Origin of the sequence: Paraburkholderia dilworthii, assembly GCF_000472525.1 — a bacterium.
Classification (GTDB): Bacteria; Pseudomonadota; Gammaproteobacteria; order Burkholderiales; family Burkholderiaceae; genus Paraburkholderia; species Paraburkholderia dilworthii.
Genome location: NZ_AWZT01000022.1, coordinates 33,992 through 60,358 on the forward strand (window position 1 = coordinate 33,992; position 26,367 = coordinate 60,358).

General features: G+C 62.9%; 18 protein-coding genes. 11 read left to right on the forward strand and 7 right to left on the reverse strand.

The annotated features are described in order from the left end of the window. Positions 1 to 230 precede the first annotated feature (230 nt). The 9 genes from F759_RS0119480 to truB all read left to right on the forward strand — a co-directional run bounded on the left by F759_RS0119480 (position 231) and on the right by truB (position 13,071). Positions 231 to 1,133 carry a LysR family transcriptional regulator gene (locus F759_RS0119480; protein WP_027801357.1) on the forward strand — a complete coding sequence of 301 codons (903 nt, stop codon included), beginning with the start codon at positions 231 to 233 and terminating at the stop codon, positions 1,131 to 1,133. A 216-nt stretch (positions 1,134 to 1,349) separates the two neighbouring features. Beyond that, the gene (locus F759_RS0119485; RefSeq protein WP_027801358.1) at positions 1,350 to 2,579 is read left to right on the forward strand and encodes a pyridoxal phosphate-dependent aminotransferase; all 1,230 of its coding nucleotides are present in this window, start codon (positions 1,350 to 1,352) and stop codon (positions 2,577 to 2,579) included. A 349-nt stretch (positions 2,580 to 2,928) separates the two neighbouring features. Further along, entirely contained in the window at positions 2,929 to 4,065 is a 1,137-nt protein-coding gene (gene scpB, locus F759_RS0119490) for an SMC-Scp complex subunit ScpB (RefSeq protein ID WP_027801359.1), read from the forward strand. A 64-nt stretch (positions 4,066 to 4,129) separates the two neighbouring features. After that, positions 4,130 to 6,022: a 23S rRNA pseudouridine(2605) synthase RluB gene (gene rluB, locus F759_RS0119495; RefSeq protein ID WP_027801360.1), complete on the forward strand. Its 1,893-nt coding sequence runs from the start codon at positions 4,130 to 4,132 to the stop codon at positions 6,020 to 6,022. A gap of 509 nt (positions 6,023 to 6,531) precedes the next feature. Further along, positions 6,532 to 6,990, forward strand: a complete 459-nt coding sequence (gene rimP / locus F759_RS0119500) for a ribosome maturation factor RimP (RefSeq protein ID WP_007182297.1) — start codon at positions 6,532 to 6,534, stop codon at positions 6,988 to 6,990. Beyond that, a complete protein-coding gene (gene nusA, locus F759_RS0119505; protein ID WP_027801361.1) occupies positions 6,987 to 8,462 on the forward strand; it encodes a transcription termination factor NusA in 1,476 nt (491 codons plus the stop codon). Before rimP ends, nusA begins: the two co-directional genes overlap by 4 nt. A gap of 94 nt (positions 8,463 to 8,556) precedes the next feature. Further along, positions 8,557 to 11,496 carry a translation initiation factor IF-2 gene (infB, locus tag F759_RS0119510; RefSeq protein WP_027801362.1) on the forward strand — a complete coding sequence of 980 codons (2,940 nt, stop codon included), beginning with the start codon at positions 8,557 to 8,559 and terminating at the stop codon, positions 11,494 to 11,496. 173 nt (positions 11,497 to 11,669) lie between these two features. Further along, positions 11,670 to 12,035, forward strand: coding sequence for a 30S ribosome-binding factor RbfA (rbfA, locus tag F759_RS0119515; RefSeq protein WP_027777275.1), 366 nt, complete (start codon positions 11,670 to 11,672; stop codon positions 12,033 to 12,035). 100 nt (positions 12,036 to 12,135) lie between these two features. Beyond that, entirely contained in the window at positions 12,136 to 13,071 is a 936-nt protein-coding gene (gene truB, locus F759_RS0119520) for a tRNA pseudouridine(55) synthase TruB (RefSeq protein WP_027801363.1), read from the forward strand. Positions 13,072 to 13,161: 90 nt separating this feature from the next. Here the strand turns inward: truB and tnpC are convergent, their stop codons facing one another. The 7 genes from tnpC to F759_RS0119555 form a co-directional block, all read right to left on the reverse strand. Further along, positions 13,162 to 14,760: an IS66 family transposase gene (gene tnpC / locus F759_RS0119525; RefSeq protein WP_027801364.1), complete on the reverse strand. Its 1,599-nt coding sequence runs from the start codon at positions 14,758 to 14,760 to the stop codon at positions 13,162 to 13,164. A 51-nt stretch (positions 14,761 to 14,811) separates the two neighbouring features. Continuing rightward, complete coding sequence (gene tnpB / locus F759_RS0119530) at positions 14,812 to 15,159, reverse strand: IS66 family insertion sequence element accessory protein TnpB (protein ID WP_027801365.1); 348 nt, start codon at positions 15,157 to 15,159, stop codon at positions 14,812 to 14,814. Then, positions 15,156 to 15,551: an IS66-like element accessory protein TnpA gene (gene tnpA, locus F759_RS0119535; protein WP_027801366.1), complete on the reverse strand. Its 396-nt coding sequence runs from the start codon at positions 15,549 to 15,551 to the stop codon at positions 15,156 to 15,158. Before tnpA ends, tnpB begins: the two co-directional genes overlap by 4 nt. A 228-nt stretch (positions 15,552 to 15,779) precedes the next feature. Beyond that, positions 15,780 to 17,342 (reverse strand): DHA2 family efflux MFS transporter permease subunit, encoded by a 1,563-nt coding sequence (locus F759_RS0119540; RefSeq protein WP_027801367.1) that lies wholly within the window; start codon positions 17,340 to 17,342, stop codon positions 15,780 to 15,782. Positions 17,343 to 17,373: 31 nt separating this feature from the next. Beyond that, positions 17,374 to 18,630, reverse strand: coding sequence for an EmrA/EmrK family multidrug efflux transporter periplasmic adaptor subunit (locus F759_RS0119545; protein ID WP_027801368.1), 1,257 nt, complete (start codon positions 18,628 to 18,630; stop codon positions 17,374 to 17,376). Positions 18,631 to 18,719: 89 nt separating this feature from the next. Continuing rightward, entirely contained in the window at positions 18,720 to 20,276 is a 1,557-nt protein-coding gene (locus F759_RS0119550; protein WP_027801369.1) for an efflux transporter outer membrane subunit, read from the reverse strand. Between the two features lie 48 nt (positions 20,277 to 20,324). Beyond that, complete coding sequence (locus F759_RS0119555) at positions 20,325 to 20,840, reverse strand: MarR family winged helix-turn-helix transcriptional regulator (protein ID WP_027801370.1); 516 nt, start codon at positions 20,838 to 20,840, stop codon at positions 20,325 to 20,327. Positions 20,841 to 21,184: 344 nt separating this feature from the next. Between F759_RS0119555 and typA the strand changes: the two genes are divergently transcribed. Together typA and F759_RS0119565 are read left to right on the forward strand one after the other, a co-directional pair. Then, complete coding sequence (typA, locus tag F759_RS0119560) at positions 21,185 to 23,011, forward strand: translational GTPase TypA (protein ID WP_020070123.1); 1,827 nt, start codon at positions 21,185 to 21,187, stop codon at positions 23,009 to 23,011. Positions 23,012 to 23,394: 383 nt separating this feature from the next. Then, complete coding sequence (locus F759_RS0119565; RefSeq protein WP_027801371.1) at positions 23,395 to 26,256, forward strand: 2-oxoglutarate dehydrogenase E1 component; 2,862 nt, start codon at positions 23,395 to 23,397, stop codon at positions 26,254 to 26,256. Positions 26,257 to 26,367: the final 111 nt, after the last annotated feature.

Consider the following 26,367-nt stretch of genomic DNA (forward strand, 5'->3'; position numbering starts at 1 on the left):
CGCCTGAAAGCCCTGTGACAGCGGGCCAGCGCGGGCGCTAGCTAGGGCCGTATAAGAATCCAAAAAACCCATCTCGCAAATCGGGACAATCACCAATCTTGTGCACCAAGGCCCGCGCGGCGTGCGTTTGCGCCTCTTTGCTGCATTGCAGCGAGTACCCAGGAAGCCGGTGCCGGTTGGGCTCAGCGGTTACAATGCGCATCAAAATATGTCATTGATGAATCGACTAAATGAATGTAACGCTGCGCCAGCTAAGGGTTTTCATCGAGGTCGCGCGCCTGCAGAGCTTCAGTCGCGCGGGCGAGGAGATCGGCTTGACGCAGTCCGCGGTGAGCCGGTGCGTGCGTGAGCTGGAGGGGGAAATCGGCCTCAAACTGATCGACCGGACGACGCGCGAGGTGCAACTGACCGACGTCGGCGGCAATTTGGTGTCGAGCGTGTCGCGTCTTTTGACGGATCTCGACGACGCGTTGCGCGAGATTCGCGAAATGGGCGAGCAGCGTCGCGGACGCGTTGTCGTAGCCGCCAGTCCGACCGTCGCATGCCGGCTGATGCCTCGCGTGCTGGCGTCGTGCGGGGGGCGCTATCCCCACATCGCGCTCGGCTTGCGCGACGACGTGCAGAGCGACGTGGTGCGCAAGGTCAAATCGGGTGAGGTGGATTTCGGCGTGATCATCGGCCCATTCGCTTCGGACGACCTGTTGAGCGAATCGCTGATGACTGACTCTTTCTGCCTCGTATGTCGGGACGATCATCCGCTCGCGCAGAAGAAGCAGGTCGGCTGGGCCGATCTCGAAGGTCAGCAACTGGTGATGCTCGATTACGCGTCGGGCAGCCGGCCGATCATCGACGCGGTGATGCAGGAGTACGGCGTGAACGCCAGCGTGGTGCAGGAGCTGGGGCATTCGGCGACCGTTTTTGGGCTCGTCGAGGCTGGCATTGGCGTGAGCGTGCTGCCGTGGCTCGCGTTGCCGTTGCCGGCGGGCGCCGCGCTGACCGCGCGCCCGCTAATGCCGCGGGCCGAGCGTACGGTCGAACTGGTGCGGCGTCGCGATCGCTCGCTGTCGCCGGCGGCTGAGGCAGTGTGGAATCTGATCCGCGAATTGCCGGCGCGGGCCGAGGATCTGGTCTGATCCGACGCACGGACGGCACCCTTTCGCGCTCGCGTTGCAACAGCTGTCGAGATGCTTCTGGTCGGCTGCCGTGTGCCTCTGCCTGTGTGCGGCTCGATGTTTCAGTATCTGGCGCTGGGCTAAACTCGCGTCTGCGCTCACTGCGGCATGTGCCGGGCCCATAGCGCTTCAACTGACATAGCTCTTTCTCTATCTGGATATCACCTGGAAGCTTCGATGAGCGAACCGGAATTCCCCGCGCGACCCCATCCCGATGCGCGCGACGCCGTGCGCGCGCTGCGTCCCTCGCAGATCCGTGAAGTGGCCAACGCCGGCTTTGGCGTGGCCGATATGCTGCCGTTCTGGTTCGGCGAATCGGACCGCGTGACGCCGGCCTTCATTCGCGACGCCGCGAGCGCCGCGCTGTCCGCAGGCGCAACCTTCTACACGCATAACCTTGGCGTTGCACCGCTGCGCGCGGCGCTCGCGGATTACGTCAGCGGACTGCACGGCGAAACTTCCCCGAACCATATCGCGGTGACGAGCGCAGGCGTCAACGCGCTGATGCTCGCGGCGCAGCTGGTGGTCGGCGCGGGCGACCGCGTGGTTGCAGTGACGCCGCTGTGGCCGAATCTGGTCGAAATTCCGAAAATTCTCGGCGCGCATGTGGAAACCGTCTCGCTCGGCTACGGCGAGCATGGTTGGCAGCTCGACTTGGAGCACCTGCTGGCAACCCTCACGCCCGACACGAAAATGCTGCTTGTCAACTCGCCGAACAACCCGACCGGCTGGGTGATGAATCGGGAGCAGCAGCGCGCGGTGCTCGCGCATTGCCGGCGGCACGGCATCTGGATCGTCGCTGATGAGGTCTACGAGCGTCTTTATTATCCGGAGGACCACCCCCACGACGGCGAAAGCGCCGCGCTCGCTCGCACCGCGCCGTCGTTTCTCGATCTCGCCACGCGCGACGAGCGGGTGATTTGCGTCAACTCGTTTTCCAAGGCGTGGCTGATGACGGGCTGGCGGCTCGGCTGGATCGTCGCGCCCGCTGGCTTGATGGGCGACCTGGGCAAGCTGGTGGAGTACAACACGTCTTGCGCGCCGGCGTTCGTGCAGCAGGCGGGAATCGCCGCCGTGCAGCAGGGCGAGCGCTTCACGCAGGAACTGGTGCGCGAGCTGAAGGCGTCGCGCGATCATCTGGTGCAGGCGTTGTCGGCCGTGTCCGGCGTCGACGTGAAGGCACCTCCCGGCGCGATGTATCTCTTTTTCTCGATGCCGGATGCCTCGCGCAGCCTGGAGCTGTGCAAAGCGATGGTCCGCGAAGTAGGCTTGGGGCTCGCGCCGGGCAGCGCCTTTGGTCCGCAGGGCGAAGGCTTTTTGCGCTGGTGCTACGCGTGCGACACCGCGCGGCTCGACGCCGGTGTCGAGCGCCTGAAGCGGTTCGTAGCGCAGCATCGGATGACATAGTCTGCCGTGGGTGCGCGAGGGAACCTGGGCGACAAGCGCGGATCTGACAAATGCGCTTGCATTCTGTAGGCGGCCGTCGGCCCAGGTGTTACGCGGCAATGCGCCGGGCATTTTGTCCGGGGGTTCAGCTTTACGCACCGATTGTTTTTGCGTAATATGGCGCTCAGTCACGCGATTCCTGTCCGGAATATCGCTGCTCCGTCCGGCTGGGTTTGGCTCGATAGTCTGTTTCGCCTCCCCCCGGTGCGTGCTCCCATCAATATGACCGATCAGAATCGGGCGAGCGCGTCTTCAGTTCCACATCGTCTGTTTGATCCGGTTCTTTGACCACAGGGTCTGACCTAGCTGCATGAATACCCAAGAGGCGAAGATCGTCCTCGAGACAGCCTTGATCTGTGCGCAGGAGCCGTTAAAACTCGGCGATTTGCGCAAGCTCTTTGCCGACGGCGTGTCGGCAGACACCGTTAGGACTCTGCTCGAAGACCTGAAACACGATTGGTCGGGGCGCGGTGTGGAGTTGGTCGGGCTGGCGTCGGGCTGGCGGTTTCAAAGCAAGCCCGCGATGCGCTCGTATCTGGATCGTCTGCATCCCGAGAAACCGCCGAAATACTCGCGCGCGGTGCTCGAAACGCTCGCGATCATTGCATATAGGCAACCGGTTACGCGCGGCGACATCGAGGAGATTCGCGGTGTGACCGTGAACACGCAAGTCGTGAAGCAGCTCGAGGATCGCGGCTGGATCGAGGTCATCGGGCATCGGGACGTGCCGGGACGTCCGGCGCTGTATGCGACCACGCGGCAGTTTCTCGACGACCTCGGTTTGCGGGCGCTGGACGAACTGCCGCCGCTCGCCGACCCGTCGGCGCAATTGAACGCGGATCTACTCGGACAACACGCAATCGAGTTTTCCGACGCCGAAGCCGCGCAGGTACTTGCGTCGAATGAAGTGAACCCGGGCGACGCGCCTGAACAGCCGGAGATAGCCGGCGCAGAAGCAACAAGCGGCGCGCAACGGGTGGCAGGAACAGAAATCGCTGCGCAACAGACTGAAGGGCGTGAAGTGCAGCATGTCGAGGGTGTGCAGCGCGACGCTGCTGAACCGGTGGAAGCGGTGGCTGAGAGCACCGATAACCCCGGTAGCATTGAGAGCGTCGGCAGTCCCGAGACTGCTGAACACGTCGCGCCCGAATTCCAGTCAGCGCCGGAAGCGGCAGATGAACCAGACGGGGCGGCTTCGCAGACGCACACGGAAGCGCCAAACGTTGCACCGCTGTCCGGCGCCGCGCAGCCCGAAGTGAATCAAGATCCGGCCTCCCAGGCCGATCTGGCAATACCCGCGCACGGTTCGGGCGTACTCCGCGATACGGAGCACGCCGCCGAACCGAACCCGACCACGGCGGCGCGCGGCGATCACGAAGATCGTCGCGATGCTGCACAGGACGCAGGCATTCTGACCGACGACGAACCCGAGTCGCGCAGCGCCTGACGTAACCGAACTTTTTTTGCCGCGCCCGCAACGGGCGCGCGCGACCTGACATTTTGAGGTTGTTTTGACACATACCCACGACACCGATTCGTCCGAATCCGAGCGCGCCGTGCCGTCGGCGCGCGCTGACGAAACGCGCACCACGCAAGCGTCGGCAGGCGACAGCGAGCGCCCGGCGCAGACCACGGAAGCAGACGGCGAGGACCGTCCGCGCCGCGGCCTGCGTCGCGGACCGCGCAGCCTGATTGCCCGGCGCCGCGCCGGCGCCAAGACGAAGGCGGCGGAAGGCGCGCCCGGACAGGCAGCGCCTGCTGTCGCCGAAGCTCCGCCGGACGGCGAAGTGGTGGCGAAGGTGCGCATACCGCGTAAAGAGGGGGGTGCGAAGGGGCAAGGGCCGCGACGCAATGCGGGCGGCCAAAAGCGCGAAGGCGCAGCACGCGAAGGCGCGCCGCGCGAGGGCGGCCCACGTGAAGCCGCTGGTCGCGAAGGCCAGCGGGAACGTCAGCCGCGCGCAGGCGCTCAGCGCCAGAATCGCCGCGGCGGCGAAGTGCCGGCGGCCACGGCAGGGGCCGACGCGACTCAGGACGACCTGTTCTCGTATGTCACGTCGCCTGCCTTCGACGCCGACAACAGCACGACGGGCGGCGTGCGCGCACCGATGCTGCGCCGAGGCAAGCCGGCCGCGCCCAAGCGCGTGCTTGCCGCCGACGACGACGCGCCGAAGCTTCACAAGGTGCTGGCTGAAGCCGGCATGGGTTCGCGCCGCGATATGGAAGAGTTGATTGTCGCCGGCCGTGTGTCGGTGAACGGTGAGCCGGCTCACATCGGCCAGCGCATCATGCCGACCGACCAGGTGCGCATCAACGGCAAGCCGGTCAAGCGCAAGCTCGCCAACAAGCCGCCGCGCGTGTTGCTGTATCACAAACCGACCGGCGAAATCGTGAGTCATGCCGATCCGGAAGGGCGTCCGTCGGTGTTCGACAAGCTGCCGCCGATGAAAACCGCCAAGTGGCTCGCGGTCGGCCGCCTCGACTTCAATACCGAAGGTCTGCTGATGCTGACCACCTCCGGCGATCTGGCGAACCGCTTCATGCATCCGCGCTACAGCGTCGAGCGTGAATATGCGGTGCGGGTCGTCGGCGAGCTGGCAGAAGGCATGCGTCAGAAGCTGCTGCACGGCGTCGAACTGGAGGACGGTCCGGCGAACTTCCTGCGTATCCGCGACGGCGGCGGCGAGGGCACCAATCACTGGTATCACGTCGCGCTCGCGGAAGGGCGTAATCGCGAAGTGCGCCGGATGTTCGAAGCCGCTGGCCTGATGGTCAGCCGCCTGATCCGCACGCGTCACGGCCCGATTTCGCTGCCGAAGGGCCTCAAGCGCGGCCGTTGGGAAGAACTCGAAGACAACCAGGTGCGCGCGCTGATGGCCTCGGTGGGACTCAAAGCGCCGAGCGAGGAGCGCGGCAGCCGCGGCTCCGCGCCGGAGCGCAAGCAGCCCGATCCGATGCAGACGTCGATGGGCTTCATCAGCCGCGAACCGGTGCTCATGTCGCATAGCCGCTTCGAACAGCAGCCGCGCGGCCAAGGCCGGCGCGGTGCGGCGGGCGGCGGGTTTGGCGGCGGTGCCGGCGCGGGGACGGGCTTTGGAGGCGGTTACGGCAATCGAGGCGCTGGCCGTGGCGCGGGCGGCTTTGGTGGCGCGGGCGGCGGCGCGGGTGGTCCGCGCGGTGGCCGTGACGTCGACGGCAATCGCGCGCCTTCCGGTGGCGCCAATCGCGCGGCGGATGGCGGTAAGCGTGCCGGCGGCAACGGCCCCAATCCGGGCGGCGGCAATCGTGCGCCGGGTGGCAATCGGCCGAATTCAGGCGGTGGCAATCGCACGGGTGGCGGCAACGCCAATCCCGGCGGTGCGAACCGTGGCGGCGGCGCACCTCGCGGCCGTTCGCGCGGGCGATAATCGCTAGCATGATGGCGCTTAGGGATCGCGTTTAAAGCACGACGAGCGCTTGCGAGCCACGTTCTAACGAGGAGCCGCAACGGTCGCCGGCATGAGCCGGTCGGCGGGCGTCCTTGCGTTGGCAAGCTACATATGAAGGCTGCGCGGGCGGAAGTAGGGGCAGGTCACTCTGCCCCCGCCTTGCAATAGCCGGGAAGCGCCGCCATATCGTCCAAAGATTCCCATGAAATCAAGCGGAAATGCGCTTGGCGCGGCGTTCTGCGGTTTGCGTTTGTCCTGAAAAATGGCTACAATCGCGAAGTCGCTGGGCGTGCGGCTTTTTATGTGCGGCTCAGGTGCGACCACCGGTAATAAGATGATGGGCGTTTAGCCCATTTTTTTTTGCCGCTAAGTTCATCGTGGTTCGTCATCTCGGGTAGCACGAACGTGCGCCGGCCAGGCGCGCGGCCCGCATTGGTTGTTTGCAGAACAAGCGGCAGGCTCGCTGCGCGAACATCTAAGAGGGCACTGTGCAACTGACGGAACTGATTGAAACCACGGTCGTGGGACTCGGCTACGAGCTCGTCGATCTCGAGCGCACCGGGCGCGGCATGCTGTGTATTTATATCGACCAGCCGGCCGGCATCGCGATCGAAGACTGCGAGAAAGTCACGCGTCAGCTCCAGCACGTACTGACGGTCGAAAATATCGATTATGAGCGACTCGAAGTATCGTCGCCGGGGCTCGACCGTCCGCTGAAAAAACTGGCGGATTTTGAACGCTTTGCAGGCAGCGAAGTGGTAATCACATTGAAAAAGCCATTGGACGGACGGAAATCGTACCGGGGTATTTTGCATGCTCCGCAAGGCGAGACCATCGGTCTGGAATTTGAAGGGAAGGAAGGCGCCGCGATGCTCGATTTCACGCTCGCGGACATGGACAAAGCACGCCTCGTTCCGAAAGTTGACTTTAGGAGCCGCAAACAATGAGTCGCGAAGTGTTGATGCTGGTGGATGCGCTGGCACGCGAGAAGAACGTCGATAAAGACGTGGTATTTGCCGCGCTCGAAGCGGCTCTCGCTTCGGCCTCCAAGAAACTCTTCGAAGAAGACGCGGATATTCGCGTCCATATCGACCGTGAAAGCGGCGAGCACGAAACGTTTCGCCGCTGGAAAGTGGTGCCGGACGAAGCCGGTCTGCAGGAACCGGATCAGGAAATCCTGCTGTTCGAAGCACGCGAGCAGAAGCCCGAAATCCAGCTCGACGAATACATCGAAGAACCGGTGCCGTCGATCGAATTCGGCCGTATCGGCGCGCAGGCCGCCAAGCAGGTGATCCTGCAGAAGGTGCGCGACGCCGAGCGCGAGCAGATTCTGAACGACTTCCTCGAGCGCGGCGAGCACATCATGACCGGCTCGGTGAAGCGTCTGGACAAGGGCAACTTCATCGTCGAAACCGGCCGGGTCGAAGCACTGCTGCGCCGCGATCAGTTGATTCCGAAGGAAAACCTGCGCGTGGGCGACCGCGTGCGCGCCTATATTGCAAAGGTTGATCGCACCGCACGTGGTCCGCAGATCGAACTGTCGCGTACGGCGCCCGAATTCCTGATGAAGCTGTTCGAAATGGAAGTGCCGGAAATCGAACAGGGCCTGCTGGAAATCAAGGCGGCGGCGCGCGATCCCGGCGTGCGCGCCAAAATCGGCGTGGTCGCTTATGACAAGCGTATCGATCCGATCGGCACCTGCGTTGGCATTCGCGGTTCGCGCGTGCAGGCGGTGCGTAACGAGCTCGGTGGCGAAAACGTCGACATCGTGCTATGGTCGGAGGATCCCGCTCAGTTCGTGATCGGCGCGCTCGCGCCGGCAGCCGTCCAATCGATCGTCGTCGACGAAGAAAAGCATTCGATGGACGTCGTCGTGGACGAAAACGAACTGGCGGTCGCGATCGGCCGCAGCGGCCAGAACGTGCGTCTTGCCAGCGAACTCACCGGCTGGCAGATCAACATCATGACGCCGGACGAATCTGCGCAAAAGCAGAATCAGGAACGCGGCGTTCTGCGCGACCTGTTCATGGCGCGTCTCGATGTCGACGAGGAAGTCGCTGACATCCTGATCGACGAAGGCTTTACGAGCCTCGAAGAGATTGCCTATGTGCCGCTCAACGAAATGCTCGAAATCGAAGCGTTCGACGAAGACACCGTCCACGAACTGCGTAACCGCTCGCGCGACGCGTTGTTGACACAGGCGATCGCGAACGAAGAAAAGGTCGAAAATGTAGCGCTCGACCTGAAGAGCCTGGACGGCATGGACGCCGACCTGCTCGCGAAGCTGGCCGAACATCAGATCCAGACGCGCGACGAACTCGCCGAGCTGGCTGTGGATGAACTGGTCGAAATGACCGGAATGGAAGAGGATGCCGCTAAGGCGTTGATCATGAAAGCACGTGAACATTGGTTCCAGTGAGAAATGACCATGGCGCACTAAATTGAACGCGGCCGTCAGGCCGCATGACCCGATGCTAACCGCAAGGAATCGGTCCTTGCATTAAGAGGAATGAATGGCGAGTAACAACGTAGCCCAATTTGCCGCGGAACTGAAAATGCCTGCAGGCGTGCTGCTCGAGCAGCTGCAGGCGGCAGGCGTCACAAAAGCGAGCGAAGCCGACTCCTTGTCCGAAACGGACAAGGCGCGTCTGCTCGACCACTTGCGCAAGTCTCACGGCTCGACTGATGCAGACAAGCGCAAGATCACGCTGACGAAACGGCATACGTCGGAGATCAAGCAGTCCGATGCGACGGGCAAAGCTCGCACCATTCAGGTCGAGGTGCGTAAGAAGCGTACCTTCGTCCGCCGCGACGAAACCTCCGCTGATGGCGGAGATGCATCGAATCATGTGGTCGAGGCCGCCGAAGTCGACGAGCTCGAACTCCAGCGCCGTGAAGAGCAAGCTCGCCACGAAGCCGAGCTGCTCGAGAAGCAGGCTCAGGAACTGAAGGCTCGCCAGGAGCAACTCGAACGCGAAGAGGCCGAACGTCAGGCGCGCGAGCAGGCTGCGGAAGCCGAACGTCGTCGCGCGGAAGAAGACGCGGCGAAGAAGCGTGCTGCGGCCGAGGCCGCAGTTCGCGAGAAGGCCCAGCCGGCACCCCAAGTCGCGAAGGCTGAAACGGCGCCTGCCAAGGCAGCAGAGCCGGTGGTCGCGAAAGACACCGAGCAGGACGACGAGCGCGCTGCAGCGGAACGCGCGGCGCAACGCGAAGCGGCAAAGAAGGCGGAAGACGCTGCGCGTCAGGCTGCCGAGAAGGCGCGTGCCGAACAGGAAGAAATCGCCAAGCGCCGTGCGGCGGCTGAAGCCGAAGCGCGCGCGATTCGCGAAATGATGAACACGCCGCGCAAGGCGCAGGTGAAGGCGCCGGAACCGGCACCGAAGCCCGCTGAGCCGGCCAAGGCCGCGGAAGCGAAGGGCACGCTGCACAAGCCGGCGCGTCCGGCTGGCGAAGCTCCGGCGCGTCCGGCAGCCCGGAAGCCGGCTGCGGCCGCTCCGGCTGCTACGACCACGCCCTCCGTCGGCGACAAGAAGAAGCCGGGCGGCAAGGGCGGCTGGCAGGACGACGCAGCCAAACGCCGCGGTATCAAGACGCGCGGCGATACGAGCGGCGGCGTCGACCGCGGCTGGCGCGGCGGCCCGAAGGGTCGCGGCAAGCATCAGGACCAGAACACTACGTTCCAGGCGCCGACCGAACCGATCGTGCGTGAAGTGCACGTGCCGGAAACCATCACCGTCGCCGATCTGGCGCACAAGATGGCGGTGAAGGCGTCGGAAGTCATCAAGTCGATGATGAAGCTCGGCCAGATGGTCACGATCAACCAGATGCTGGACCAGGAAACGGCGATGATCATCGTCGAGGAACTGGGCCATCACGCGGTTGCGGCCAAGCTGGACGATCCGGAAGCCATGCTCGTCGAAGGCGAAGTGTCGGACGCAGAGGCATTGCCGCGTCCGCCGGTCGTCACGGTCATGGGTCACGTCGACCACGGCAAGACGTCGCTGCTCGACTACATCCGCCGCGCGAAGGTTGCAGCAGGCGAAGCGGGCGGCATTACGCAGCACATCGGCGCTTACCACGTCGAAACGCCGCGCGGCGTGATCACGTTCCTCGACACGCCGGGTCACGAGGCCTTCACGGCCATGCGTGCCCGCGGTGCGAAGGCAACGGACATCGTCATTCTGGTGGTCGCAGCCGACGACGGCGTCATGCCGCAAACGAAGGAAGCGATCGCCCATGCGAAGGCAGGCGGCGTGCCGCTCGTCGTCGCGATCAACAAGATCGACAAGCCGGATGCGAATCCGGACCGCGTGAAGCAGGAACTCGTCGCGGAAGGCGTCGTACCGGAAGAATACGGTGGCGATTCGCCGTTCGTGTCGGTGTCGGCAAAGACCGGCGCGGGCATCGACGACCTGCTGGAAAACGTGCTGCTGCAAGCCGAAGTGCTGGAATTGAAGGCGCCGATCGAAGCACCGGCCAAGGGCCTCGTTATCGAAGCGAAGCTCGACAAGGGTAAGGGTCCGGTTGCAACGATCCTGGTCCAGTCGGGTACGTTGAACCGCGGCGACGTGGTGCTGGCCGGTAGCGCTTACGGTCGCGTGCGAGCCATGCTGGACGAAACCGGCAAGCCGACCAAGTCCGCTGGCCCGTCGATCCCGGTAGAAATTCAGGGTCTGTCGGAAGTCCCGCAAGCAGGCGAGGAAGTCATCGTCATGCCGGACGACCGTAAGGCGCGCGAAGTCGCGCTGTTCCGTCAAGGCAAGTTCCGCGACGTCAAGCTGGCCAAGCAACAGGCCGCGAAGCTCGAGAACATGCTGGAGCAGATGGGCGAAGGCGAAGTGCAGTACATGCCGCTCATCGTCAAGGCCGACGTGCAGGGCTCGCAGGAGGCGTTGGTGCAGTCGCTGCTCAAGCTTTCCACCGACGAAGTGCGCGTGCAGATCGTGCACGGCGCCGTGGGCGGTATCAGCGAGTCCGACGTCAACCTGGCAACGGCTTCGAAGGCGGTCATCATCGGCTTCAACACCCGTGCGGACGCACAGGCTCGCAAGCTGGCGGAATCGAACGGCGTCGACATTCGCTACTACAACATCATCTATGACGCAGTGGATGAGGTGAAGGCCGCGATGTCGGGCATGCTGGCTCCGGAGAAGCGCGAAGTCGTCACAGGCACGGTCGAAGTGCGCCAGGTCTTCAAGGTGCCGAAAATCGGCGCGGTGGCCGGCTGTATGGTCACGGACGGTTTCGTCAAGCGCTCGTCGTCGGTGCGCGTGCTGCGCAACAACGTCGTCATCTTTACGGGCGAGCTCGATTCGCTCAAGCGCTTCAAGGACGACGTGAAGGAAGTCCGCCAGGGCTTCGAGTGCGGTATGTCGATCAAGAACTTCAACGACATCGTCGAAGGCGATCAGTTCGAAGTCTTCGAGGTCACCGAAGTCGCGCGTACGCTGTAATTCACGCGGCACGGTTCCAGGGGCGGAGCGGGCATCAACGCCCGCTCCGCCCGTTGTTTTTGGGCCTGCCGTTTCGCGCGCCCGCGGCCGTCGCGCCGCGCGCATGCCGCGATCTTTTTGAACCTCGCGGCCCGCGACCTTTTTGCATCCGTCAGATCGGATCACACAACACCATGCCTAAAAAACGTTCTTCACCCAATCGCAACGTTCAGATCGCCGATCAGATCCAGCGCGATCTGTCGGAGCTACTGCGCGAGGTCAAGGATCCGCGCATCGGCATCGTCACGATTCAAAGCGTCGAACTGACGCCGGACTACGCGCACGCAAAGGTCTATTTCACGACATTGACCGGCGACCCGCAGCAGACGCTCGCGGCGCTCACGCATGCGGCCGGCCATCTGCACAATCAGCTATTCAAACGCCTGCATATTCACACGGTGCCGACGCTGCATTTCCATTACGACCAGACGATCGAGCGCGCCGTCGAAATGTCGCGTCTGATCGACGAGGCGAACGCGAATCGAGCGAAAGACGACTGACTAAGCGCAGTCGGCCCACGCGACACGAGCCGCGCTGCAACCGCCGGGTCGTAGCGCGCTCGATGCTGTTCCGGATTCCATAGAAAACCCGTCTTCCGACATGACCGCACCTCAACGCCCCCGCGTGCCGCGCCGCGCGCTCGACGGCGTGCTGTTGCTGGACAAGCCGCTCGGCCTGTCGAGCAACGACGCACTGATTCGCGCCAAGCGTCTCTATCTGGCAAAAAAGGCGGGCCATACCGGCACGCTCGATCCACTCGCCACCGGCTTGCTGCCGCTGTGTTTCGGCGAAGCCACCAAGTTCTCGCAGGACCTCCTCGAAGCCGACAAGACCTACGAGGCCACGATGCGCCTCGGCATTCGCACGACCACTGGCGACGCCGAAGGCGAGCCGGTCGACACGCGCGCGGTGACGTGCGACGAAGCGGCGGTTCTCGCCGCTTTGCCGGCGTTTCTGGGCGAGATCGTTCAGGTGCCGCCGATGTACTCGGCGCTCAAGCGCGACGGCAAGCCGCTCTACGAATATGCGCGCGCAGGTCAGACAGTCGAGCGGGAAGGGCGTCAGGTGACGATTCTCGCTCTGAAACTGCTCGCTTGCGCGCTGCCCGATGTGACGTTCCGCGTCACGTGCAGCAAGGGCACCTATGTGCGCACGCTGGCGGAGGATATCGGTGAGGCGTTGGGTTGCGGCGCACATCTGGTTGCCTTGCGGCGCACCGGTGTCGGCGCACTGACGCTCGAGCATTCGGTGACGCTCGACGCGTTATCGGACGCAACGGAGAGCGAGCGCGACGCGTGGTTGCAACCGGTCGACGCGTTGCTGTCGACGTTCCCCTCGGTGCATCTCGACGAAGATGCGACGCGCCGCTTCCTGCACGGCCAGCGCTTGAAGCTTTCGGAGCTGGTACTGAACGATGAAGCGGTGAATGCGCCACGCGTGAGAGTCTACGCAGCGCAAGGCCGTCTGCTGGGAGTTGCAAAGCAGGGCGAGGGTGTGCTCGCACCCGAACGTCTGGTCGTGACGACGGAGAGCTAATCCGGTCACAGCGCGAAAACAGTAACCGTCCGACCACGCCCGTTCTTGACAGCATGTTGATATCGGACAGTTGAACGCAGCGCGCTGAGTTCAGGCGGCGTCGTGGTGAAGCTGATCAGCGACGACCCATGGCAACAACTCGTCGACGCGATTGACAGGATGCTCGGCGATGCGAGCGATGACGTGGCGCAGGTAGGCCTCGGGATCAAGGCCGTTCAGTTTGGCAGTGCCGACGAGGGTATAGATTGCGGCGCCACGTTCGCCGCCGCTGTCGGAACCGAAGTGCAGGAAGTTTTTTCTGCCGAGAGCGACGGCACGTAAAGCGCGTTCGGCTGCGTTGTTATCGATTTCCACGGCACCGTCATCGATGTACAGCGTGAGCGCTGCCCACTGATTCAGAGCGTAGTTGATGGCTTTGGCGGTATCGCCTTTTTGCGACACCGTAGCCAATGTCGAGCGCAGCCACATCTCGAAGGCATCGAGTAGCGGCCGCGCCTGCTCCTGCCTGACACGTCTTCGTTCGTCCGGTGGCTTGCCTCGAATTGCGGTCTCAATTGCGTACAGTTCGCCGATCCGGCGCAACGCTTCAGTGTTGACTTCGTTTCTGCGCGCGACGAACAGATCGTGGAATTTTCGACGCGCGTGCGCCATGCATGCAGCCTCCCGCACATCACCACTTTCGTAGATCGCGTTGTACCCCGCGAACGCATCGGCCTGCAACGTTCCGCTGAAGTCCTTCAGATGGGCCTGCGGATATTCTCCAGCCCTTGTAGGACTGTATGCGAACCAGACCGCTGGCGCGTCCTTGGAGCCCGCCGGCCGGTCATCCCGGACGTATGTCCAGAGACGTGCGGTACGGGTCTTGCCATTGCCGGGCTCGAGCACCGGTACCGGGGTGTCATCCGCGTGGATCTTCGAGGCGGCCATCACGTATCGGCGAACGACATCGACCAGTGGCCGGAGCAACGCACTGCACTGGCCGACCCAGTCCGCAAGTGTCGAACGGCTGAGTTCCACGCCGTCTCGCGCATAGATCACTGACTGTCGGTACAGGGGAAGGTGGTCACAGAATTTGCCGACCAGAACATGTGCGAGCAACCCGGGTCCGGGCATGCCGCGATCGATTGGCCGATTGGGTGCAGCCGCCTGCACAATGCAATCGCAACAAGTACAGGCCTTCTTGAGTCGGCGGTGACGAATCACTCGCCAATGCCCCGGTACATAGTCGAGTTGCTCGGAAACGTCCTCGCCGAGGTCGCCAAGCGCGCCACCGCATTGCGGACAGCACGCGTCCTCGGGCTGATGTACAACGTCTTCGCGGTGGAGATGTTGCGGAAGCGGCTTGCGCCCCGTCGACTTGCCGGTCTCAGAGCGAGGCCTTGTTGGTGTGTCGACCGTTGCCGCGCCATCGTCGACCTGCAGATCTTCAAGACGCAATTCGAGTTGCTCGATCTGACGATCAATCTTCTCTGACTTGCGCCCGAACTGCATGCGCTGCAGCTTCGCGATCCACAGCTTCAGGTGCTCGATCTCGAGCGCCCGGTCGGAGAGTGTCTTCCGGAGCATCGTTACAGTGTCGCGCAGACCCGTGAGCTCGCCTTCGTGCTCACGTAACGCCGCCTCACGCGCGATCAAGAGAGCCTTCAAGGCCTCGATATCGTCCGGAAGGGTAGCGTCGCTGGATGCCATGCACGCAGTTTACGCGCGTGCATTGCGCCATGCCTGCGTTGTCACATACGTTTACAAAGCGCTGGAGGGGCGCGCTGCATCGACGGGCTGTCGCCAGTCGAAACCTTCGAGTAGGAGGCCAAGTTGAGCGCTGGTCAGCGAAACAACACCGCCGTCAGCACGAGGCCACGCAAAGCGCCCGCGCTCCAGGCGTTTGGCGAACAGGCATAGGCCGCCGTCGCGCCAGTACAGGCACTTGATAAGGTCGCCACGTTTGCCCCTGAACACGAAGATGTGGCCAGAGAATGGATCTTTCGCCAGCACGGTCTGCACCTTCGCGGCCAGGCCGTCGAAGCCGCAGCGCATATCCGTAAATCCGGCGGCAACCCAGATGCGCGTGTTTGCGAGCGGATCAATCATCGGCTCAGGCACTGGATCACCACGCGCAGCGTGTCGGGATCGACGCTCCTTTCAACGTGTATCTCGCCTCGTGGCAACTGGATACGTATCTTGCCGGGCATCGATACCGGAGCCACACATGCTGCCGGTTCGGCCACGCCGCTGTCACCGGCCTCATCCACGGTGACTGGCAGCAACGCGCATTCGCGACCGTTCACGCCAAGGCGCCCATCCAGATACTGCTTGCGCCAGTCGAACAGCTGATTCGCATTCAGGTCGTGACTGCGCGCAATCTCCGCCACCGAACGTCCACTGGATAACGTCTCTTCGACGATCTGCCGCTTCTCGTCCACGGTACGCCGACGATACTTCCGGGCGCCTTTGATTTCGGTGAATTCAGTCACTCTGTCCATGATTCCTTTGTGGACACAGTCACATTTGTGCCCCGGGAAAGCATGGCTTCGCCTTCATCAGCCGTCTATACGGTCGGGGTCGGACGGTTACCGAAAACTCATCGGACGCGCAGACGGGATAGGCAACGCAGCGAGCTTGTCGGGCCGCTGCAATGAAAAAGGCGGAACCGCTATCGAGCGGTCCCGCCTTTTTTCCATCGCCTGACTATTGGGGAATAGAACGCGGAATCAATGCGCCGCCGCGGCTGCGGCACCAGCGTCGCCACCGGCTTTTTCCGGCTTCGTGATCCAGATCAGCGCAATCAGCGCCACGAAAATGCCGGCCGAAACGAAGAACAGGTCGTTCACGCCTAGCTGCGCGGCCTGCTGCGTGGCCATCGAATTGAAGAGCCCGTACGCTTGCGGTTGACTGTAGCCGGCCGCGCCCATCTGCCGGATCGACTGGTCGAAGACCGGGTTATAAGCATTAGCGCGCTCAGTCAATTGCGCGTGATGCATGATCGTCCGATGATCCCACGCCGTCTGGAAGATCGACGTGCCAATACCGCCGCACATTATCCGCACGAAGTTCGACAAACCCGAGGCCGCCGGTATGCGATTACCCGGCAAGCCCGACAGCGTGATCGAAACCAGCGGGATAAAGAACCCAGCCATGCCGATGCCCTGGATCAGCGTGGGCAATAGCAGCGAGTACGTATCCACGCCGGTCGTATAACGCGAGCGCATCCAGAAGCACAGCGCGAACACGAGGAACGACAAGGTCGCGATATAGCGCGGATCGGTGCGCGGCAATATCTTGCCCGTGATCGGCGACAGCAGCACGGCAAAGAGTCCGACCGGCGCCATCACGAGACCGGCCTCGGTCGCCGTGTAGCCGATATCGGTTTGCAGCCACAGCGGCAGCAGAACGAGATTGCCGAAGTAGAGCCCGTAGCCGACCGACAGCGCGATCGTGCCACCCGTGAAGTTGCGTTTGCTGAACAGCGACAGGTCGACCACCGGATGCTCGGCCGTCAATTCCCACACGATAAAGAACGCGAGCGCGATCACCGCGACCAGCGTCAACACGACGATTGTCGTCGACGAAAACCAGTCGAGGTCCTTGCCCTTGTCGAGCATGACCTGCAACGAGCCGACCCAGACGATCAGCAGGCCCAGACCGACGCCGTCGATCGGCGCTTTCCTGATGACGGAATCGCGGTTGCGAAAGATCACCCACGTTGCTAGCGCGGCGACAGCGCCGACCGGAATGTTGACGTAGAAGATCCAGGGCCACGAGATGTTGTCCGAAATCCAGCCGCCCAGAATCGGGCCGGCAACCGGCGCGATCAGCGTGGTCATCGCCCACATCGAAAGTGCCATCGGCGCCTTCGCTCGCGGATAACTCGCGAGCAGCAGCGTTTGCGACAGCGGAATCATGGGGCCCGCCACCGCGCCTTGCAGCACGCGCGAGGCGAGCAGGAAGGGCAGTGTCGGCGCGAGGCCGCACATCCATGACGAAATCACGAACAGCACGATCGACGCCATGAAAAGGCGCACCTGGCCGATGCGGTCAGTGAGCCAGCCGGTGAGCGGCACTGAGATCGCGTTGGCGACCGCGAACGACGTGATCACCCACGTGCCCTGGTCGGCCGACACGCCCAGGTCGCCGGAAATGGACGGGATCGAAACATTCGCGATCGACGTGTCCAGCACATTCATGAAAACGGCGAGCGACACCGCGATGGTGCCGATCACCAGTTGCGCGCCCTCGAGCGGCGGATGAGGGACCTGCGCCTGAGCCTGAGCCATTCAAAAAGCCTTGTATGAGTCGCCGCGCGGCTTACATCAGTTTTGCAGCAGCGGGCTTGCCGGTGCCCGACTGCGCGGCTTTCTGCGTGCCTGCGTTCGGACCGGCGTTTTCCGCGATGATGCGAGCGATTTCCGCGTCCGCTTCGTCGCCGTATTTGGCGAACACGTTGGTCTGATAGACGGTGTTCTGCGCGTCGCCGAGCTGGCCGCCGTTCGCATCCTTGATAGTCACGTCGGCTTGCATGGACAGGCCGATACGCAGCGGATGCTTCTCGAGTTCCTGCGGATCGAGCGCGATACGCACTGGCAGACGCTGCACCACCTTGATCCAGTTGCCGGTGGCGTTCTGCGCGGGCAGCAGCGAGAACGCCGAACCCGTGCCCGCCGAGAAACCGACGACCTTGCCGTGATAGACGACCGACGAACCGTACACGTCGGCTGTCAGTTCGACCGGCTGGCCGATGCGCATGTGCTTGAGCTGCACTTCCTTGAAGTTCGCGTCGACCCAGACGGCGCCGAGCGGCACGATGGCCATGAGCGGTGTGCCCGGCGACACGCGCTGTCCGACCTGCACCGAGCGTTTCGCGACGTAGCCGGTGACCGGCGCGGGCAGCATGTTGCGCGCATTGTTTAGATACGCGTCGCGGACTTTCGCGGCGGACGCCTGCACGTTCGGGTGATTGGCGATCGTTGTGTTGGCGGTCAGCGCGCGGTTGGACGCCAGTTGCTGCTGGGCGGCCTCCACGGCGGCTTGCGCGCTCTTCACGGCGTCGCGTGCGTGCGAGATTTCCTCCTGCGACACGGCGCCGGTCTGTGCAACCGTCAGACGGCGCTTCAGATCGTCTTGAGCGCGCGACAGGTCTGACTGGCGTTGTGCCACTTGAGCCTGATACTGGTTGTCGTCGGCGAAGAGACCGCGTACCTGGCGCACCGTCTGCGCGAGGTTCGCTTCGGCCTGTTCGAGTGCGACGCGAGCGTCGGCCGGATCCAGCACGACAAGCGGGTCGCCGGCCTTGACGGTTTGCGTGTCGTCCGCGTTGACCGCGACCACCGTGCCGGTGACTTGCGGCGTGATCTGCACGACGTTGCCGTTCACGTAGGCGTCGTCGGTGTCTTCGTGGAAGCGGGCCACGAGGAAATAGTAGAGGCCGTAGGCAATCGCGGCGATCAGAATCACGATGACGAGCAGCGTCATCATGCGCTTGCGTTTGCCGTTGTTCGCCGGTTGTGCCGGTTTGTTCGGCTGTGCCGGCTGGTTGTTAGCCGCGGGCTGCTGGGGGGTGCTCATTGATGTGCTCCGGGTTCTCTCAAACGTCGTCGTTTATTCGGATGTTCGTGTGTGGCTTGTTGCAGTCGATCCTGTTGCGTTCAGTCCGCTCAGTTCGCCGCTGCGGTCGTGGCCGTAGCCGTGGCGCCCGATGTTGCCGCCGCCGGTGCGGGCGCTGCTGCGGGCGCGGGTGCCGGCGCGTCCGTCGGCACTACGAGGCCCGTCTGCGTTGCGTCGAAACCGCCGCCGAGCGCCTTGACGAGGCCGATCTGCAAATCGCGGCGGCGCATCTTCAGCGCCGTGACGGCCTGCTCGGCCGCAAGGCGGTTCTGATCGGCGGTCAGCACTTGCAACTGCGGCGACAGGCCAGCCTTATAGCGGATCACGGCGAGTTGATACGCCTTTGTCGACGCGTCGAGCGCGCGCTGGGCGTCGCCCGATTGCTGGTCGATCGAGCGGATCGACGACACTTGCGTCGCGACATCCGACAAAGCGTTGATCAGCGTCTGGTTGTAATTCGCGACGTCCAGATCGAAATCGGCGTAACGGCCCTTCAATTGCGAGCGCAGCGCGCCGGCGTCGAAGATCGGCAAGTGAATCGCCGGGCCGAATTGCATCTGACGGCTGCCGGCTTTCAGGAAGCGGCCCCAGCCAAACGCGTCGAAGCCGAAGCCCGCCGCGAGATTCACGTCGGGGAAGAACTCGGCCTTCGCTTCCTTGACGTCGTGCATCGCCGCTTCGACCTGCCAGCGTGCCGCGACGATGTCCGCCCGGCGCGCGACGAGGTCCGCCGGCAGGTTGTCCGGCAATGCGACCGTGGCGCCGGCGCCGAGCACCGGTTGCGTGATCTGCAATCCACGGTCCGGGCCCTTGCCCAGCAGCGCGCCCAATTGATAGCGCACGACGGTGATCTGACCGTCGAGGTCGGTCAGGTTCGACTGACTGGTCGCAATATTGCCGTTCGCGGTCTGACGTTCGACATTCGTGTCGAGGCCGGCGGCGACGCGCCCATTCGTGATGCGGCCAATATCCTGGCGATTGGCGATCTCGCGTGCGGCGATGTCGCGCAACGCATAAAGCTGGGCAAGCTGGTTGTACGTGCTCGCCACCGACGCCGCCAGCGTCACGCGCGCCTGCTGCATGTCCGCCTCGGCCGCCTTTTCTTGCGACACAGCCTGGCCGAGCCGCTGACGATTCTTGCCCCACAGGTCGAGGTCCCACGAAGCGCTCGCGAGCACGTTGTTCTCGCTATACCAGGCGCCGCCGTACGGAGGCGGGTAGAGCGCGTTGCCGGAGAAAAGCTCGCGCGTCCACGAATAGCTGCCGTTGACTTTGGGATAAAGCGCCGAGCGCGAGCTTTCGATGTACGACGAAGCCTTTGCAAGGCGCGCCTGCGCCTGCGCGATGGACGGGTTGCCTTCCAGCGCTTCCGAAATCAGCTTGGGCAACTGCGGATCGCCGAACTGGTTGGCCCAGTCGAGCGACGGCCACTGGCCGCCCTGGCCTGCGAGACTCTGCGTGGATTCATACTGCCCCGGCGACGAGATCTGCTTGTCGCTTTTGACACCGAAGTAGTTCGCGCACCCTGTGAGGGCGAGCGCCGTCACCACGGCAGCGACGGCGGCCCGGCTCGAAAGCGCGGACGCGGACAGGGAAAGGGATTTCATCGCTCGACTCTTGAGTGGAATGTAATGATGGACGCTGCAAGCAATTTATTACGATTTGCTGTCGCTATTGCTTGCCGCATCACGAGTCAATCCCGCGTGTTCGCCGGAATTGATCAGCACGCGACGCAGCATGCTCTTCAGAAAGCCCACTTCTTCCGGGGTAAAGCCCGAAAGCAGGCTGTCCAGCACACCGTTGAAGATCTTCGGCATTTTTGCTGCGATCGCGTGGCCGTCCGGCGTCAGCGCAAGCCGCACGACCCGCCGGTCTTCGTTGCTGCGCACCCGCGTGAGCAGGCCGCGCTTTTCCAGACGGTCTATCAGACGCGTGACCGCACTTGCGTCAATGCCGTATTCGCGGGCCAGCTCGGCCGCCAGCAGGCACTTGCCGCTCGCCACCATGAACAGGATGCTGCCCTGCTGGCTCGTGATGCCAAGTTCCGCCATGCTGCGCTGGGTAACCAGGTTCGACATGGTCGATTTCACGCGCGAGAGCAGATAGCCGACGCTTTCGCCTAGCTGATATTCGCTGATCTCCGGCGCTGGAATTGAGGACGGCTCCGTCATGATTCTCGTGCGAATGCAATGGTTGACTAGGCACGATTATAAGAGTCGGATGATTGACGCGGCAAGCGTTATTACAGCTTAGGCAAAGAATTTTCCGCGCTCAAGCAAGAATCGGCGCGTTTTCACGTAGGACTGCTGGAAGTTCCCGGTAGATCTTTGCTCATGGCCGAAGCGCCGCGGCAGCGTCGGCTATCGGGGAATACCAGAAACCGTCACCGGTGCGTGCTATAATGTTGGGTTCCCAAAAGTGCGCTTTGGGCTTGTCGTGGTGTTGTCCTCACATTGCTCTCATAAAGAGTAAGCGGCATGAGCAAGCGGCGCACTCAACTGTCTTCAGGTTTCCTATGACCCGCGCCCTACGCAACATCGCCATTATTGCCCACGTCGACCACGGCAAGACCACGCTCGTCGACCAGCTCCTTCGCCAGACCGCCACGTTCCGTGACAACCAGCAGGTTGCCGAGCGTGTGATGGACTCGAACGATATCGAAAAAGAACGTGGTATCACGATTCTTTCGAAGAACTGCGCGGTCGAGTACGAAGGCACGCACATCAACATCGTCGACACGCCGGGCCACGCCGACTTCGGCGGTGAAGTGGAGCGCGTACTGTCGATGGTCGATTCCGTGCTGCTGCTGGTGGACGCGGTCGAAGGCCCGATGCCGCAAACGCGCTTCGTGACCAAGAAGGCGCTGGCGCTCGGCCTGAAGCCGATCGTCGTGATCAACAAGGTGGACCGTCCGGGCGCGCGCATCGACTGGGTGATCAACCAGACGTTCGACCTGTTCGACAAGCTGGGCGCGACCGACGAACAGCTCGACTTCCCGATCGTCTACGCATCGGGCCTGAACGGTTATGCGGGCCTTACGCCGGACGTGCGCGAAGGCGACATGCGCCCGCTGTTCGAAGCCGTGCTCGAACACGTGCCGGTGCGCGCAGCCGATCCGGAAGGTCCGCTGCAACTGCAGATTACCTCGCTCGACTACTCGTCGTATGTCGGCCGTATCGGCGTCGGTCGTATCACGCGTGGCCGCATCAAGCCGGGCATGGCGGTGGCGGTGCGTTCGGGTCCGGATGGCGCGATTCTGAACCGCAAGATCAATCAGGTGCTGTCGTTCAAGGGCCTCGAGCGCGTGCAGGTGGAGTCGGCTGAAGCGGGCGACATCGTGCTGATCAACGGCATTGAGGAAATCGGCATCGGCGTGACCATCTGCTCGCCGGAACAGCCGGAAGCGCTGCCCATGATCACCGTCGACGAACCGACGCTGACCATGAACTTCCTCGTCAACTCGTCGCCGCTCGCCGGCCGCGAAGGCAAGTTCGTCACGAGCCGTCAGATTCGTGACCGCCTGATGAAGGAATTGAATCACAACGTCGCGCTGCGGGTGAAGGAAACCGGCGACGAAACGACGTTCGAAGTGGCGGGCCGCGGTGAACTGCACCTGACCATTCTCGTGGAAAACATGCGTCGTGAAGGCTACGAGCTGGCGGTGTCGCGTCCGCGCGTGGTGATGCAAGAAATCGACGGCGTGAAGCACGAGCCGTACGAAAACCTGACCGTCGACATGGAAGACGCCCATCAGGGCGGCGTCATGGAAGAGTTGGGCCGCCGCAAGGGCGAAATGCTCGACATGGCTTCCGACGGCCGCGGCCGCACGCGTCTCGAGTACCGTATTTCGGCGCGTGGCCTGATCGGTTTCCAGTCGGAATTCCTCACGCTCACGCGAGGCACGGGCCTGATGAGCCACACGTTCGACTCGTATCAACCGGTCAAGGAAGGCTCGGTAGGCGAGCGCCGCAACGGCGTGCTGATCTCGCAGGACGACGGCGCGGCCGTCGCTTACGCGCTGTGGAAGCTGCAAGATCGCGGCCGCATGTTCGTGTCGCCGGGCGAGCCGCTGTATGAAGGCATGATCATCGGCATTCACAGCCGTGACAACGACCTGGTCGTGAACCCGATCAAGGGCAAGCAACTCACCAACGTGCGCTCGTCGGGCACCGACGAAGCTGTGCGCCTCGTGCCGCCGATCCAGATGTCGCTGGAATACGCGGTCGAATTCATCGACGACGACGAACTGGTCGAAGTCACGCCGCAATCCATCCGTCTGCGCAAGCGCTATCTGAAGGAACATGAGCGCCGCAGCGCGAGCCGCAAGGGCGCGGTGGATTAAGTAGCGCTCAAGCGGTCCCGGCCGCTTTGCTCAAGCTGTTGGACGGAAGCCACCCTCGGGTGGCTTCCGTCATTTTCGGGAGTGGTAACGGCGTTGTGAGCAGTTGCCGCAGGTTCGCTGTCCGTTCTCCCCGTTTGTCCTGCTTTGCCGCAAAAGACCTTCGCGAATCGCGACAATTGCCGCCGAAGCCCGTCGCTACGGGCCCGAGCGGCAATCCGTCTGCTATCTGGACTATCGGTTCTGTGATATGCTCCCCGGGTGCCAGTTTTAGGTCCTTCCAAGCAAGACTTGATTCGCGCAATCCGCTAAACGGTCAGGCCGTGTCGCGGAAGGTTCTGTAACCCGCTATTTCTCGAGAAACTCGAAGAAAGGTGAGCGTAAAAATGATGAAGCAACTCCAGTCGAACTCTTATCTGTTCGGCGGCAATGCTCCGTACGTAGAAGAAATGTACGAAGCATATCTCGACAATCCGGCGTCAGTGCCCGAGAACTGGCGCAGCTATTTCGACGCGTTGCAGAACGTTCCTGCATCGGACGGCACCAATGCCAACGACGTGGCCCACGGCCCGATCGTCGAATCGTTTGCACAACGGGCCAAGGCCAATGCCTTCATCCCGCGCACGGCAACCGGCGGCGAAGACCTCGCTACCGCGCGAAAGCAAGTCTATGTGCAGTCCCTCATCGGCGCATATCGCTTCCTCGGCTCGCAATGGGCCAACCTCGATCCCCTGAAGCGCCGCGAACGTCCCGCAATCCCCGAACTCGAACCCGCGTTCTACGACTTCACCGAAGCCGACATGGACCAGGAGTTCAGCGCCACGAATCTGTACTTCGGATTCGAGCGCGCGTCGCTGCGCGAGATCGTCAAGGCATTGCGCGACACGTACTGCGGCACGATCGGCGTCGAGTACATGTACATCAGCGATCCGGAACAGAAGCGCTGGTGGAAGGAAAAGCTGGAGTCGATCCGCTCCACGCCGAATTTCTCGAACGAGAAGAAAAAGCACATCCTGAATCGCCTGACGGCCGCTGAAGGCCTCGAGCGCTTCCTCCATACCAAGTACGTCGGCCAGAAGCGCTTCTCGCTGGAAGGCGGCGAAAGCTTCATCGCGTCGATGGACGAAGTCGTGCGTCACGGCGGCGCCCGCGGCGTGCAAGAAATCGTTATCGGCATGGCTCACCGTGGCCGTCTGAACGTGCTGGTCAATACGCTCGGCAAGATGCCGGCTGATCTCTTCGCCGAATTCGAAGGCAAGCACGTCGACGACCTGCCGGCCGGCGACGTGAAGTACCACAAGGGTTTCTCGTCGGACGTCTCGACCGAAGGCGGCCCGGTTCACCTGTCGCTCGCGTTCAACCCGTCGCACCTCGAAATCGTCAACCCGGTGGTGGAAGGTTCCGCGAAGGCGCGTATGGACCGTCGCGGCGACGACAGCGGCCTGCAAGTGCTGCCGGTGCAGATCCACGGCGACGCGGCATTTGCCGGCCAGGGCGTCGTGATGGAAACGCTGAACCTCGCGCAAACGCGCGGTTACGGCACGCACGGCACGCTGCACATCGTCATCAACAACCAGATCGGTTTCACGACGTCGGATCCGCGCGACTCGCGCTCCACGTTGTACTGCTCGGACGTCGTCAAGATGATCGAAGCGCCGGTGCTGCACGTGAACGGCGACGATCCTGAGGCAGTCGTTCTGGCCACGCAACTGGCTATCGACTTCCGGATGCAGTTCCACAAGGACGTCGTGGTCGACATCGTCTGCTTCCGTAAGCTGGGTCACAACGAGCAGGACACGCCGGCTGTCACGCAGCCGCTGATGTACAAGACGATCGCGAAGCACCCGGGCACCCGCGCGCTGTACGCGGAAAAGCTAGTGCAGCAAGGCGTGATCACCGCGGAAGAAGGCGAGGAATTCGTCAAGGCCTACCGCAAAGCGATGGACGAAGGCCATCACACTGTCGATCCGGTGCTCTCGAACTACAAAAGCAAGTACGCAGTGGACTGGGTGCCGTTCCTGAATCGCAAGTGGACCGACGCAGCCGACACGGCCGTGCCGCTCGCGGAACTGAAGCGCCTCGCCGAGCGCATCACCACGGTCCCGGAAAACTTCAAGGTTCACCCGCTGGTCGAGCGTGTTCTCAACGACCGTCGTGCGATGGGCCGTGGCGAAGCGAAGCTCGACTGGGGCATGGGCGAGCACCTCGCGTTCGCGTCGCTGGTCGCGTCCGGTTATGCGGTGCGCCTGACCGGACAGGACTCGGGTCGCGGCACGTTCACGCACCGTCACGCGGTGCTGCACGATCAGAACCGCGAGCGCTGGAACGACGGCACGTATGTGCCGCTGCAGAACATCGCCGAAGGTCAGGCGAAGTTCACGGTGATCGACTCGGTGCTGTCCGAAGAAGCGGTGCTCGGCTTCGAATACGGTTACTCGACAGCTGAACCGAACACGTTCGTCGCGTGGGAAGCGCAGTTCGGCGACTTCGTGAACGGCGCACAAGTCGTGATCGACCAGTTCATCTCGTCGGGCGAAGTGAAGTGGGGCCGTGTGTCGGGCCTGACCATGCTGCTGCCGCACGGCTATGAAGGTCAGGGCCCGGAGCACTCATCGGCGCGTATCGAACGTTTCCTGCAACTGTGCGCAGACCACAACATGCAAGTGGTTCAGCCGACCACGCCGGCGCAGATTTTCCACCTGTTGCGCCGTCAGATGATCCGCCTGTTCCGCAAGCCGCTGATCGTCGCAACGCCGAAGTCGCTGCTGCGTCACAAGGAAGCGGTGTCGGATCTGTCGGAACTCGCGAAGGGTTCGTTCCAGCCGGTGATCGGCGAAGTGGACGAAACCATCGACGCGAAGAAGGTCAAGCGCGTGCTGGCGTGCTCGGGCCGCGTGTACTACGACCTCGTTGCGCATCGCCGCGAAGCGAAGGCGAACGACGTCGCGATCGTCCGTATCGAGCAGCTGTATCCGTTCGCGCACAAGCAGTTCGAAGCGGAAATCAAGAAGTACGACAACGCGACGGAAGTGGTCTGGGTGCAGGACGAGCCGCAGAATCAGGGCCCGTGGTTCTACATCGAGCACCATCTGAAGGAAGGCATGAAGGAAGGACAGAAGCTGGCATACAGCGGCCGTCCGGCTTCGGCTTCGCCGGCAGTCGGTTACTACGCGAAGCACTACGAGCAGCAGAAGGCGCTGGTCGAAGGCGCTTTCGGCCGCCTCAAGAGCGCGTCGATCGCTAAATAAAGAGAACAGACGAACCGGGAAAGCGCAGCGCGCTTTCCCGTGCCGCGTTCAGCGACCGATAAAGGTCAAGGCACGGCACGCAGGGTTCGCAGGCGGTCGTCGTTCACCGCG